Origin of the sequence: Hymenobacter sp. YC55 (genome assembly GCF_029433095.1) — a bacterium.
Lineage (GTDB): Bacteria > Bacteroidota > Bacteroidia > Cytophagales > Hymenobacteraceae > Hymenobacter.
The window spans coordinates 570,297-583,602 of the sequence record NZ_JARNTX010000002.1 but is presented as its reverse complement, the minus strand read 5'-3'; the positions used below and the strand labels follow the sequence as shown (position 1 = coordinate 583,602).

13 protein-coding genes and 1 tRNA gene are annotated in these 13,306 nt (G+C 51.5%); 6 read left to right on the top strand and 8 right to left on the bottom strand.

The genetic code is table 11. From position 1 onward, the window contains the following. Positions 1-83: 83 nt before the first annotated feature. Complete coding sequence (locus P1X16_RS15740) at positions 84-1,274, bottom strand: site-specific integrase (protein ID WP_277230908.1); 1,191 nt, start codon at positions 1,272-1,274, stop codon at positions 84-86. A 119-nt stretch (positions 1,275-1,393) separates the two neighbouring features. Between P1X16_RS15740 and P1X16_RS15735 the strand changes: the two genes are divergently transcribed. Together P1X16_RS15735 and P1X16_RS15730 are read left to right on the top strand one after the other, a co-directional pair. Beyond that, positions 1,394-1,466 (top strand) — tRNA-Arg (locus P1X16_RS15735). A 193-nt stretch (positions 1,467-1,659) separates the two neighbouring features. Continuing rightward, the gene (locus tag P1X16_RS15730; protein WP_277230906.1) at positions 1,660-2,019 is read left to right on the top strand and encodes a hypothetical protein; all 360 of its coding nucleotides are present in this window, start codon (positions 1,660-1,662) and stop codon (positions 2,017-2,019) included. Positions 2,020-2,030: 11 nt separating this feature from the next. Here the strand turns inward: P1X16_RS15730 and P1X16_RS15725 are convergent, their stop codons facing one another. Next, on the bottom strand, positions 2,031-2,684 hold the full coding sequence (locus P1X16_RS15725) for a response regulator transcription factor (RefSeq protein ID WP_277230904.1): 654 nt from the start codon (positions 2,682-2,684) through the stop codon (positions 2,031-2,033). Between the two features lie 426 nt (positions 2,685-3,110). On the opposite strand from P1X16_RS15725, the gene P1X16_RS15720 reads away from it, so the two are divergent. Further along, on the top strand, positions 3,111-3,482 hold the full coding sequence (locus P1X16_RS15720) for a hypothetical protein (RefSeq protein WP_277230903.1): 372 nt from the start codon (positions 3,111-3,113) through the stop codon (positions 3,480-3,482). Positions 3,483-3,741: 259 nt separating this feature from the next. Here P1X16_RS15720 and P1X16_RS15715 read toward each other — a convergent pair whose 3' ends face one another. Both P1X16_RS15715 and P1X16_RS15710 read right to left on the bottom strand, forming a co-directional pair. Continuing rightward, complete coding sequence (locus tag P1X16_RS15715) at positions 3,742-4,434, bottom strand: DUF1345 domain-containing protein (protein ID WP_277230902.1); 693 nt, start codon at positions 4,432-4,434, stop codon at positions 3,742-3,744. Positions 4,435-4,508: 74 nt separating this feature from the next. Further along, entirely contained in the window at positions 4,509-5,840 is a 1,332-nt protein-coding gene (locus tag P1X16_RS15710; RefSeq protein WP_277230901.1) for a M28 family peptidase, read from the bottom strand. A 157-nt stretch (positions 5,841-5,997) separates the two neighbouring features. On the opposite strand from P1X16_RS15710, the gene P1X16_RS15705 reads away from it, so the two are divergent. Next, positions 5,998-7,485 carry a nicotinate phosphoribosyltransferase gene (locus P1X16_RS15705; protein WP_277230899.1) on the top strand — a complete coding sequence of 496 codons (1,488 nt, stop codon included), beginning with the start codon at positions 5,998-6,000 and terminating at the stop codon, positions 7,483-7,485. Positions 7,486-7,547: 62 nt separating this feature from the next. On the opposite strand, the gene P1X16_RS15700 is transcribed toward P1X16_RS15705, so the two are convergent. Together P1X16_RS15700 and P1X16_RS15695 are read right to left on the bottom strand one after the other, a co-directional pair. Then, complete coding sequence (locus tag P1X16_RS15700; RefSeq protein ID WP_277230898.1) at positions 7,548-8,117, bottom strand: hypothetical protein; 570 nt, start codon at positions 8,115-8,117, stop codon at positions 7,548-7,550. 94 nt (positions 8,118-8,211) lie between these two features. Beyond that, the gene (locus tag P1X16_RS15695; RefSeq protein ID WP_277230896.1) at positions 8,212-8,751 is read right to left on the bottom strand and encodes a DUF4240 domain-containing protein; all 540 of its coding nucleotides are present in this window, start codon (positions 8,749-8,751) and stop codon (positions 8,212-8,214) included. Positions 8,752-8,948: 197 nt separating this feature from the next. Between P1X16_RS15695 and P1X16_RS15690 the strand changes: the two genes are divergently transcribed. Together P1X16_RS15690 and P1X16_RS15685 are read left to right on the top strand one after the other, a co-directional pair. Further along, a complete protein-coding gene (locus P1X16_RS15690; RefSeq protein WP_277230895.1) occupies positions 8,949-9,164 on the top strand; it encodes a hypothetical protein in 216 nt (71 codons plus the stop codon). Between the two features lie 283 nt (positions 9,165-9,447). Further along, positions 9,448-9,999, top strand: a complete 552-nt coding sequence (locus P1X16_RS15685; RefSeq protein ID WP_277230893.1) for a DUF4468 domain-containing protein — start codon at positions 9,448-9,450, stop codon at positions 9,997-9,999. Between the two features lie 136 nt (positions 10,000-10,135). Here the strand turns inward: P1X16_RS15685 and P1X16_RS15680 are convergent, their stop codons facing one another. Together P1X16_RS15680 and P1X16_RS15675 are read right to left on the bottom strand one after the other, a co-directional pair. Further along, on the bottom strand, positions 10,136-11,500 hold the full coding sequence (locus P1X16_RS15680; protein ID WP_277230891.1) for an ammonium transporter: 1,365 nt from the start codon (positions 11,498-11,500) through the stop codon (positions 10,136-10,138). A 101-nt stretch (positions 11,501-11,601) separates the two neighbouring features. Then, the gene (locus tag P1X16_RS15675; protein ID WP_277230889.1) at positions 11,602-12,678 is read right to left on the bottom strand and encodes an outer membrane beta-barrel protein; all 1,077 of its coding nucleotides are present in this window, start codon (positions 12,676-12,678) and stop codon (positions 11,602-11,604) included. Positions 12,679-13,306 lie beyond the last annotated feature (628 nt).

Genomic DNA, 13,306 nt, shown 5'->3' with positions numbered 1-13,306 from the left:
CATAAAACTCTGTTCGACTCAATTAAGAATGCTCAGTCAAGGTGAAAAGTTATCGCATACTAAGAATCACCAAAGTATAATCACTAACGAATTACACCAAGACTAAACCGGTCACTAATTTGTTTGCTAATGTGGTTTCCACGCTCGCGGTTGAACGTACTTATATATTTCTCGGTGACTTGCAAAGAGCTGTGTCCCAGACTCCTGCTAATATCGTAAACGTCGTAACTTCCTCGGTCGGTAAGCAGCAGGTTGGTATAGGTGTGACGAGGGATATGCGCCGTAAGGTTGGTTTTAATACCTGCCAACGCCTGAAGCTCCTTTAAGTGGCGGTTGTAAACTACTTTGGCGTGGTGCATAAGCTTATACTGCTCCTCACTCACTAAACTTGAGCTTATCGCCGCGGGAAACTTCTCGGCGTCGAGGAAATCAAATATGAAGCCTCTTGGCTCGCGCTTGCTGCCTGTATGTTCCGCTAAGAGAATTCTCATGTTCGAGTTGAGAAATACTTGCATGAACTTACCGGTCTTAAACATCCGGTAGCTCAGGTAATACCCCGATACATTACTCCACTGCAACAACAGTACGTCGCTTACCCGCATACCAGCTGCGAAGAGTTGGAATAGAAACACCCGGCGGGCATGGAGCAACCGTTGAGGCACTTCTACGCGCACCAGCGCGGCTAACTCGTCTTCGGTCATGCACTCAGTCTGCCGCCGTTCTTTCTTGTATTTGATAGTCAGGAAAGGGTGTACAGTGTAGCTGTACTGCTGCTCCCGGATTGCCATGTTCACCAGATGCTGGTACAGCTTCATGTAGTGGTTGGCGGTGTTCTGGCTGAGGGAATCCGCTAAATGAGCATGTAGCCTGCGGATGAAACTGGGGGTCAGGTCGGCGAACAACACCTGCGAGCGGTACTTCTTAAGCTTATTCAGCACCACCTCGTACTTCACCCGACTCCCGTAGGTGGTGATAGTGGTGATATAATGTTCGGCGTACTCTAAAAAGCTGTCCTTACTGCCAGACACCTTTGCCGCGACGTTATCTACTGTCCCCAGCTCCGCCAGCTTTTCTTCGATTCGCTGATTAATTTGCTCGTAATCCGTCCCTTCGATTTTGCGTACCCGCTGGCTCCGTTCATTCCAATGAGTAGTAAGAACCTTGATGCCCAATGATTTGTAACTAGCTTTTCGGTCATCAATGACCCGCAAGCGCAGCACACCATATCGGTCATTTTTATGACGTTTCCAAAGGACTACAGAGACAGATTTCATGGCTGAATCTACTCTTCACTTCTTAAAAAGAGTAAAACAATGGTAAAACAATGGCTCCAAAAATTCTAAAATAAGCTTTTACACTTCTTAATAAAAGCCTTAAAATCAGTTTTTTACCCATTCCCCGTAGTTCAACGGATAGAATAAGGGTTTCCTAAACTTTAGATGTGAGTTCGATTCTCGCCGGGGCTACTTACCACCCTCTTTGCTGTCAGCAGAGAGGGTATTTTTTTGCATTTATCCTATAGTCGAAATAATTAATTTGGTGAGTTGGAATATTAATATTCAATTCGTTTAATCAAAGAACCGGTTGCTTACGTCCCCTCGTAGCTGCCGTACGCCCTGAGTACCACACCAATACCTTTTGCAACATTAGTTTACCGTAATGGAATCCCTTTTCTTGTGCCCGACGCCGCAAGGTGGTCGGGTGTACTTGTATGCCGTGCCCGACGGTGTACCGCTTTACTTCAAGCAGAATGAACTCGCGCAGGAGCCAGGATATCGGCTTCTGTGGCGTGGCAGCCCTACCTCCATTCCCGAGCACGAAGCAGCCAGTTTAGTGGCAAAACTCGAAACGCCCGATGTAGTTTATCGGAACTACCACTACTCCCCCGAATCGTTGCAGGGCTTCGGCACAGCCAAAGAATCGTTTCAATCGGCGGTGGAGCGGCTCGGACAGCAACTTGAATACGCACCCGGCACGTATCCGACAGAGGTGCTCGTGGGTGAAATACCAGCTAGCTAACGGACAGAAACTTACTCACCCAGCAAGCCATTGGATACGGCGTACTTGATAAGTGCTGCCGTGTTCTTTGCCTGCGTCTTCTCGATAATGTTTTGGCGGTGCGTCTCGATGGTGCGCTTGCTGGTGAACAGCTTGTCGGCTATTTCGGCGTTGGTCATGCCCTCCGAGATAAGGCGGAGCACTTCCAATTCTCGCTTCGATAGGTCGCCGGATCTGGGGCGAACTGTGTCGGTTGGGGAGGTTGTGTTGCGCACTATCTTGAAGAGCATATCCATCCCAATCTCAGTACATAGAAAGGGCCTGCCACTTGCTACCGTCCGGATACCGTAGGTAATCTCGGCGATGTCGGCATTTTTCAGCACGTAACCAGTGGCGCCCGCTTCTATCATGCGGTGCACGTAGTTTTCGTGGTTGAGCATGGAGAGTACCAGCACTCGCACCTCGGGGTATTGCTCGCGCAAGTGCTCCATGGTAGCAAAACCGTCCATGACGGGCATGTTGATGTCCATCAAAACAACGTCGGTAGGGGTCACAGCCAACAAGTCGAGCAGCTCCTGACCGTTGCTGGCTTCGCCCACCACCTCTAAATCGGACTGCATACTAAGCAATGCCCGAATACCGTCGCGCAAGATAGTGTGGTCGTCAGTTAGCAAAACTCGGATCATAGCGGCAAGAACGTAGGAGAAAACAAAGTAACAGCAAGGAGGCAAGCGGTTGCAGCAGCAAACACTTTAGCTAAAGAAGTAGAGTTAACATTTCATATCAACCCTTAGCTAATAAGCCATGGGTATACGGTGCTTTCAGGCATATCGATATCACCCACTACCTTCGTCCCAGGTAAGCACAGTCAACTATACTGAAATAAGTATTAATCTCACCGATAGAATCAGTATTTAAACTTATAGCTTGCTATTTATGAATATTGTAGCTTTACAGTATTAGTGAAAGGTCTGTTGTAGAGGTGAGGATAGAAAATGGTAGTAATGACAGCGAAATAGGCAGCAGTCATCATAACACCTTCACTGATAGCACAAACCAAATTCTGCTTTAGTAAAGGCTTCGCCGAAACTTGGTTTATTAAGCTTCTAGCCATGATGAACGTATATCGGGAGATTCTGCCTGACAGCTATTTACTAATTCTGACTGACGAGCAGCATAGCATCGAGCCAGAAGCCTTGCAACGAGCTTTGCAGCGCGCCCGAGACAGTGGCAAAATCAACGTATGGGTGGACTGCAGCGAATTTCACCATCCATCGGAAGCTATTATCCAGCTCTTAGGAGATTTCTGCGTCCGGTTGCGCCACCAGCATATTCAGTTAATTCTGTGCCATTTAGAGCACGATACACAGCAAGCTGTGTTGCAACTACCAGCTTCAGCGCAGCCCACTATTCTAGCCACGCTGCTCGACGCCTCTTTGTATTGCCGCAACTTGCAGTCTACTCGTCAGCTCTTTGCCGCTTAACAGCAGGCATTCTGTAGTCCTTACCTACTCAGAACTCTCTTCGAGTTACTTCGAGGGCTTAACTGTTGCTAAACGTAGCACATCTACGTTTGTAATTTTTTAAGGTCACTCAAAATAAAAACCGCAGTTTTTAAGTGTGCTTTACGATTTAGCACCATCAAAATAATTATATTTATACAGGAATTATATTAGGCTCTCTAAAGTATCCGCAGGCCTCAGGTGGGCTGGTGTGTCGTATGCAAACTAGCGCTTCGCTCTATTAGATTAGCACGGCTAGACCACTGATAGAGAGGGCTACCACTACAGTGTTAAAGCCAAAGGAAAGCAACCCATGAAGTAAAGCAAGTCGTCTTAGCTTTTGGCTTGTGATACTGATGTCGGCCGTTTGGGCGGTCATGCCCACGACAAACGAGAAGTAAGCAAAGTCGAAGTAATCAGGCTCTTTTTCCTCCCCCGGAAACTGTAGTCCGCCTTCTCTCTTTCCGGCGCCCTCCCCATAAAAAATATGCGCGTAGCGAAGCGTAAACATCGTATGCACAAGTAGCCAACTCAGCATTACGCCCACAATTGCCAATCCGACGTGCAAATATTGTGTGTAGCCCTTGGTTATAACATGCACCGAGGAAAGCAGGTAGATGACCGCTAATAGGCTGCTGCTCGCAGCCACCAGTACCAGGACGAAGACAAGGTGGCGGCCAGGGTCTTCGCGCGCTACAATGCGCCGAATGTGGTTCACTTCCGCGCTTGCAATTATGCTCCAGGCTAGCCCCAAGTTTGTCAGCGAAAAGGCATCCCAGGCAGTGATCAGACGCGTCATGGAATGCCAGGAAACCGGGCTAAGCACGAACGCAGCTGCTGCCGGCACCAAGCCCAACGATAGACGCAACCAGGTAGGCAATAAGCCAAGGCGGTGCAACAGCGTTGGAGGGGTAGCGGGTGTGGAGCGAGGCATACGGCAACCAACCGAGTTGGAGAAGGTGAACTACGAACTTCCTAAGGCGAAGCCCGCTAAGGAGGCCTTGCCTGCTAGCGGGTGGCACTATCTTCTGCTGCTATACGCGTGGGTGTATCCTGACCGCTGATGATGCTACTGGCACTACGTGCTATAGCTTCAACAACTGTGCAGAGGTTAGCCAAGTCTAGGGTCTGAATTTCGTCATCAACCGAGTGGTAGAACTTATCAGTAGGCAGCTGCGCAGTACTGATGGTATGAGCCGGAATACCCACCCGGGCCAACGTGGCATTATCGGATTGGTAGAACAAGTTTAGTTCTGGGTACGGGTCGGGTTCGAGCCGAAACGGGGTGCCCCGCAAATTGCGCTGCAGAATAGCGCCAAAGTCGGACTTGTCGAAGCCGGTGATGAAAGCTGTGCCCGGCCCAAACTTAGACCGCTGGCCGAGCATTTCGAGGTTGAAAGCGGCTACTATCTGCTTGGCCTCCACTTGCTGGTTGAAGTACTGGGCTCCTAGACTTCCTACTTCCTCGCCAGTAAAAGCTACAAAAACCAGGGTGCGGGCATTGCTCTTTTGCTGTGCATAATACTCGGCTAGCGCCACCACGGCGGTGGTGCCGCTGGCATTGTCGTTGGCGCCATTGGCAATGGAGTCGCCGGCCACAGCGGGTTGGATGCCAATATGGTCGTAGTGTGCACAGAAAACCACTTGTTCGGGAGCCTTGGCTTTGTCTTGGCCTGGCAACATGCCCGCTACATTCTGCGCTTCCAACTCTTTGATGCGGGTGGTACCGTCCACCTGAAACGTGAGAGCCGCGGGCAGGGGCGCCGCTAGCAGCACAAGCACTACTGCTGTAGGATTCGGCTGGCTGAGGCTGAATCGTCCGTTTTGATTGAAGCGCAGGCGTTGCGCTTGAAAACGCTCGGCATGCGCTGGGTCGAGAAGCACCAGCAAGTTTTCTTTCGCTTCGAGCAGCGGCATGACCTCTTTCCGGAAATCGGCAGCAGGCCCCACCCGTACTACGCGGGGCGCATTGGACGGGCTATTGGTCCAGCGCAGTTGGGGCTGACCGGACAGGAGCAGCACGTTTTCTGCTGCTACCGGCACCTTGTTGAGCACCGCCCGCACCTGTACCGTGCGGGTTTCATACACCTTGAATGACTGCCCAAACGAAGTCTGGCCGGGCAACGGCTTCAGCCCGATTCGTTTGAATTCGGCGGCCAGGAAACGCGCTGCCTGCGGCGCCATGGTACCTAGCGCTCGACCCTGCATGGCATCGGCCGCTAAGGTTCTCTCCACCCGCTCAACGGTGGCTCCTGAGATGGTGACTTTGGCAAGTTGCCCTTGCCCGAAAGCCGCTGGCACCATACCGGCCCAGGCCAGAAGTGTTAAAACGTGTTTCATATTGCTAGACTCTCAAGCCTGAACTTCACCGGTAAATTTCCGCCTGTCAGGGGCCGACGCGGCGCTAAAGGTAGACCGGTGCAGCTTGCAGGCGAAACAGGTAGGCGCCAATATAGTTACTCCCCGTACCTTGGGGCACCACTTGTTGTTTATGCCGATGAATCCTGCTCCCCTATCGGGCCTCTACACGCCCTCGCTCAGCCTCCTTACCGACCTCTACCAACTGACCATGGCCTATGGCTACTGGCAGCAAGGCATGCAGGACCGGGAAGCCGTGTTTCACCTTTACTTCCGGAAAGCTCCGTTTGAGGGCGGCTACGCCGTAGCGGCTGGTTTGGCGCTGGCCGTCGATTGGCTGGAGAATTTTCGTTTCTCGGAAGATGATCTAGCTTACCTCGGTAGCTTGAAAGGCAGCCAAGGCGCGACCCTGTTCCCCACCGACTTTCTACAGTATCTGCGCGACTTGAAGTTTACCTGCGACGTGGAAGCCATTGCCGAAGGCACCGTAGTGTTCGGCAATGAGCCACTAATTCGGGTGCGCGGGCCTCTGTTGCAGGCGCAGCTGCTGGAAACGGCCTTGCTGACGCTGGTTAACTTCCAGACGTTGATTGCCACCAAAGCCGCCCGCATCCGCGAGGCCGCAGGCCCTACCGACCAGGTGCTGGAGTTTGGGTTGCGCCGGGCTCAAGGCTTTGATGGTGGCTTAGGCGCCAGCCGCGCCGCGTACCTGGGTGGCGTCGATGCCACGTCGAACGTGCTGGCTGGGCAGCGCTACGGCATTCCGGTGAAGGGCACCCACGCGCACAGCTGGGTAATGGCTTTCGAGGACGAGCCAACGGCCTTTGCCGCCTACGCCAATGCCTTCCCCGATGATTCGGTGTTTCTGGTGGATACCTACGACACGCTGGAAGGCGTGCGGCATGCCATCAGTGTGGCGCGTCAGATGCGGGCCAACGGCCACGAGCTAGGTGGTATCCGCCTCGACTCTGGCGACTTGGCTTACCTGAGCCGCGAAGCCCGTGCGCTGCTCGATGAAGCTGGCTTCCCCAAGACGCGCATCGTAGCCAGCAACGACCTCGAAGAGAACCTCATTACCAGCCTCAAGCTGCAAGGCGCCCGTATCGACACATGGGGTATTGGTACGCAGCTGGTTACGGCCTACAACCAAGCCGCGCTTGGCGGCGTGTACAAGCTGGCCGCGTTGCGCAACGCCGACAATACGGCTTGGGACTTCACCCTGAAGCTTTCCGAGCAGCTCGCCAAAACCAGCATCCCCGGCATCTTGCAAGTGCGGCGCTACCTCAACGACAAGGGCCACCCCCGCGCCGACATGCTCTACAATACCACCGAGCCTCTGCCCGAGCAACTCACCATCGTAGACCCGCTGGACCCAACGCGCCGCCGTCCTATCCGCTCCACCAACTTCCGGGAACTGTTGGAGCCCGTGTTCCGCCAGGGCCGCCGCATACTCGACCTGCCTACCTTGGCCGAAAGCCGTGCCCACGCCCAGCGCGAAGTGCAGAGCCTCGACTCCAGCATCCGCCGGTTCCTAAATCCGCATACCTACCCCGTAGGCCTAGAGGAAAGCCTCAACACTTTCCGCACCAACCTGATTCTGGAAAAACGCCCCCTGCGGCCGGCGTAGGAAAGCAGCAGAATGAAAAGCAAAAGGGCTTGACCAATCAGGTAGTCAAGCCCTTTTGCTTTTCATCTTAGCGTGATTGTTCGTGGATCTTCTACAATAGCAGTTCTTAAGCTATCCTCATGCTGGAATAGTGGATATGCTAGTTCAATACAAGTGCCGCCTCGCATCACATGACGCTTTATTACATCATAGGCCAGGGCAAGAACTGACGCATAAAAGCCACTAGTATGAATAAAGATTGGTGCACTGTTGCAAGACATAGCATATAAGAAAACTACTTGCTTCTGCTGAAACCTCAGTTCTTGCAATACTGAATCAATCTTTATGGATTCGTTATGCTTGTTTTCTATAGCGAAAAAATTCTGTGCTTGCTCATCTGTTAGGCCTACTGCTCTGAAATAGTCGGCTACTTTCCAGGGCTTGAAAAATCTAAAGAGGTTCTGTGTTTGCAGTGGCCGAACAGGGCGAATTTTAGCTTGTACTGCATTCTTCAGTATACACTTTGCTACTGCCTGCCGTAAGTCATACTCAAGAAACCCCATTTCTATTCTGACGAACTCGCCCTCTATAAAACTGATAGGCGGAATTGTTACGAGATTAACTCTGGTTTCAGGCAATTCATAGATCTTCATTCAATGTCTTTATAGTGGATAATCTACAACGGGTACCGAGATGCAACTCTAAGACAGTAAGCATACTACTGCCACCTGCATTCGGCGTGTAGACTTATGTATTGAACTTAGCCCACAACCGAGGGAACATAGTTGGTAGTTGTTCTTCAGTCCAGTCATCTCCTTTGGTAAAAGAGCCAAAGTCATAATCCAGACCACGAGCAGAGGCTACTCCTCTAGGGAAGACATCCTCTTTATCATCATTTTCTTTTTTACCGGTGCGTTGCTCGTATGCCGCAGTAGCGACGTAAAGCAATTCTTCAAAGTCCTGATACGGTTCGTCCATGACATCTGCTAGCGTGTCAGGGTCATGAAGCGCACTCATAAATACCTCTCGCCCTTGCCCGATTAGCCAGCAGCGGAAATATAAGTAAGGATCATCTATTACGTATCCATCAATAATTTTCTGTGCAGCAATGATTTTGAAGTCATCGGCCTCAATTAAGTACTCACGAAGGATACATTCAAACTCCACTATCTCGTCAAGCAGGCATTCTGTTAAGCTGCTAATAAGCAATTGCTCTTGTAGTGTTCGGTTGCCTTTTGACTTTTCCTTGGCTTTGTCAATCAACCACCAAAATTCATTGTTATCCATTTTTTGTATTTGCTCGAGCTGACGTATAAGTTGTAATTACCACTAGCTAAATACACCAAAACTCTACACTTCGGCAACCAAAGCGTATACCTCTCAACCCTGCACTCGCAGCTACTTTTGCTGTGCTTTTCTATTTTAGCAGTACTTCATACACCCCTAGCCGCTTCCAGTCAGTTAGGTTCAACTAGCCATCCATCATGCCTACCCTACAATTCAAAACCAGCATCAACTGCGCCAACTGTTTGCGCGCCGTTACGCCTTTCCTCGACGCCGAAGCCAGCGTAAAGAAGTGGAACGTTGACACCAACAATCCCGATAAAGTGTTGACGGTGGAAGGCGAAAACGTCATTCCCGAACTAGTAATGAAAGCCGTAGCGCAAGCGGGCTTTGATATAGAACCTGTGGCGAAATAAGCGCCCTGACGTACTTTTGCGCGGTCTGATGGCTACTTGGGTAGCTGTCAGACCGTTTTTGTTTTTATGTCGTGTAGCCAAGCAGTTCTTAAAAATTTGGTGGAAACTGGCTGACCTTCAGGACTGCCAGCTAGCCTTCTGAAGCTAAACTATACACCAGTAGCACGAGCTAGCCGCTTTGTTGAAAGTGCTGGCTTATGGTATACCTCCTGTTCTGTGATGCGTAAAAAGCTGCAAACGCTCTATCACATGTCTGCCCCCACCCTCTTTCCCTCTCTCGCCCATGAAAGTTTACCTTCTCTTCTTGCTGATGCTGCTAGGCGGCACAGCAGGTGCCCAAGAAGCGCCGTTTAGGTTTTCGCCGCTTCCCCTAAACACGACGACCAATACGGCAGTCTACACCGCCGTCATACCAGTAACCGACACTACTAAAGATCAGCTTTTCACACGGGCCAAACAGTGGGTGTCGAAAGTGGCTCCAACTTACAAAGCGTCGGCCCACCACATTAATCCGGAAACTGGCGCCCTACAGTTCCGCGGTAGAATCAAGAAGGGACAGGAATCGTTTGGGTTCCAACTGGCGGTTGCGGTCGAAGATGGTAGCTACACCTACCAACTCGACAACATCACGCACACGCAGCCCCAGAATGCCCGCCAAGGCAAGTACAGCTCACCCGACCCAGTAACCACCCCCATTGAGGCGCTCGTGTATACTAGGCCCCGCAAGAGCCGAGACAAAAAGCTCACGCAGATTGATACGCATCTACGGGCAGTGCTCGACAGCCTCAACTTAGCCATGCAAGGCAAACCGACCGGCCTTACTACGCAACTGTAGCCATAATTCAACTAGACGCACAAAGCCAGCACTCCGAGCGGAATGCTGGCTTTGTGTTGATAGCTAAGTTTGTTGTAGTGATGGCCGTAGCAACGGCCGTTGAGGTTGCCTCAGCGCGTGTACTTCTCGATAAGCGCTACACCAGCTCTTTGCGGTAGGTTTTCTCGAATTCCTCGTCCACGTGATAAGTAGATTCCTCGTGCTGGCTCAAGTCGAGGCCGAGCTCTTCGTCGGCTTCTTTCACCCGCAGGCCGAATAGCGCGTCGGTTAGCTTTAGCAGCACCCACGATACAATGGCCGTGTAACCAATCACGATAGCCAGGCCTATCAGGTGATAGTTGAAGATGGTGGCCGTGCCGTTTACCAAGCCCACTTTGGCCGCAAACACACCGGTCAGCAACATCCCAACGATACCGCCCAGGCCGTGGCAGGGAAATACGTCCAGTGTATCGTCGATGCTCGTGCGGTTGTTTTTCCAATGCACGCCCATGAAGCTGATGGTAGAAGCCACCACCCCAATCAGGATGCTTTGCCCGTAGTCTACGTAACCGGCGGCAGGTGTAATGGCCACCAAGCCAACTACTGCCCCAATGCAGGCGCCCATAGCCGTGGGCTTACCGCCGCGGGCCACTTCAATCAGCATCCAAGCTACCAGCGCCGCTGCCGATGCCAAGTTGGTGTTAACAAACGACAGCGAAGCCATTTCATTAGCACCAAGGGCCGAGCCGGCATTGAAGCCAAACCAGCCAAACCACAGCAAGCCCGTGCCGAGCAGCACGAAGGGTACGTTAGGCGTAGAGAAAGACTGCCCCCGGTGCGTTTTGCGCGGACCAAGTACCAAGGCCCCCACCAAAGCCGCTACCCCCGCCGAAATGTGTACTACCGTACCCCCAGCGAAGTCGAGCACGCCCCACTTGCGCAGGAAGCCTTCGGGGTGCCAGGTCCAGTGGGCCAGCGGGCAATAGATGAAGAGGCAGAACAGAATGATAAACGCCAAATAACCCTTGAACCGCACTCGCTCGGCAAACGAACCGGTGATAAGCGCCGGCGTGATGATGGCAAACTTGAGCTGAAAAGCGAAGAACAGAATCAGCGGAATGGTGGGCGACAACGTAGGGTGCGTAGCCGTTCCCACATTTTTTAGCAGCAGGAACGTGCGTGGGTCACCAATGATGCCACCGAACGAATCGCCGTAAGCCAGCGAAAAACCCACGAAATACCACACCAAAGAAATTACGCCGAGGGCCACAAAGCTCTGCAGCATTGTGGAAATCAGATTTTTGGGCCGCACCATGCCGCCGTAGAAGAACGACAAACCCGGCGTCATGAGCAGCACGAAGGCCGAAGCCGTCAGCATCCAAGCCACATCAGCCCCGTTGATGGTGTCCGGCGCTGCCGCAGGGTGTTCCACTTTCACAAACGCCGCAATGCCCCCCAGAACGAATAAGACGAGGAGTGCCAGCGTCCCGTAATTGAATTTAGATGGTAATGACTTTTCCATGGTCAGTGAATTGGGTAATGTACTACAGGCTTTTCAGGTGAAATGAACTGTTTGTGTGAGGGTTACGCCATGCTGAAGCAGGCTTTTGCTTGCCTTGCCAACTAGAATTTGTAGACGGCTGCCAGCAAAGCACTCACCGTGGTTTTCTTGAGGCTGCCCGATTTATTGATAAATAAATCCGACTCTACATCGCCATTATCGAGGCGCAGTTCCGGGATGATAGTGAGGTTATCAATCTTGAAATTCGAGGAAAGCGTGGTTTCAAACACGTTTCCATTGAATCCTATTAGAGCCTTTTTGTCGCCGAAGTACTCGCCGCGTAAGGTCATCCCGAACCAGGGCGCCGGGTCCAGATTCACATATAAGGCGCTGCCCCACCACGCGTTGTAGTCACCCCAGCCGGTTTCGCCCCGGAACTGCCGGTACTGCACGGTGCCATTGTAGGAGAAGCTGAGCTGGCTGGACAGAGCGTATGTTAGTACTAAGTCGCCTTGCTGCACGCGCAGCGAATCGTGCTGCGCACCTCCCTGGTAGTTGAAATAGGCCTTTATCTTGTCGTCAGGTGTACCGGTGGCCAACTGCGCAATAAAGGTTTTGGGCATGCTGCTGGCGCTTTTCAAGTCGGTTGGGTTAGCTACGCCCACCATTAGGTTTGTTTTCTCGCCAAGCCCGAAATCGGCTTTTATCCCCGTATGAAAAAAGGGACCATACGAGAACATATAGCTCATGCTGTAATTCCTGTTCAGGTACGGGTCCACCGATTCGTACCCAATATGGGTGGCCCAGCTACCACCCGTCAGCTTGATTTTGGCCGTGGGCGAATAGGTGATGAACAGCTGCTTGATGGCAAAGCGTGTGTTGTCGTCGTTATAAGAAAATTCTTCGGCCCGCCGCCCGAAGCCCAAATCCGCCACCAAGCCTACTTTACCAATGGTGTGCTCGGCTTTCACCGAAATCATACCCAGCTCAAAGGATTTGTGGCTGTTCGTGAAGCTCGTCAGGTTGTTGTAAGGGGCCTCACCAGGGTTGTTGAAGTTGTAGCGATAGTACGCGTCGGCGTAGCCGGAAATCTTAAAAGCCGAAGTCTTAACGGAATCTGGCGAGGAAGTCTTAACAGAATCCCCCGGTTGGGAGGCAAGCGGTGCGCACAAAGCAATGGCAGCGGTAAAAAGCAGCATACTATTCGGATTATGAGTGATTAATGGCAAAGTGTAGCGCGAATGGGCATACCGGCATAAGCCACTCATGCGTGCGTGTTACTTTCATCATTACTCCCCGAAAAAACAGGATGCGGCGTAGCAGTTGCTTGTTCTACCACACCCCGTACCTAGTTCGGGAAGCACACTTATTACTCTCCTTGAAAACGCTTCTTCTATTGACTCACGCAATTGGGTTGTGAGTCGGTAGCCGTCATTTCTAGCGCTTGCTAGAAGTACCAGCGTTACTGTTAAGCTAGAGCGCCTAGTTTGCTAGAGCAGCTAAAACAATAACAGTTTGTGCAACACATTCTACTATCCCCTATAATTCTAAGGCCAATATATACAAACGTCATATTAAATACAGCATATACCTATGAAATTTTAGGTATATCACGCCGATTGTTGCAATAAAAACCAAAAACACCCCTAAAAATTGAACCTCGTAGTATAGGCTCAGTGCTTTTCTAAAGCTTCGTACTCTCTTTGTACATGTTGCCTGTTGCAAGTGCTCATGCCATGTAAAAGAAGAAGCCTGACATCTAGTAGATGTCAGGCTTCTTCTTTGAGAGACAATTTTCTTAGTAATCAAACTTACTGCCTTTACTAG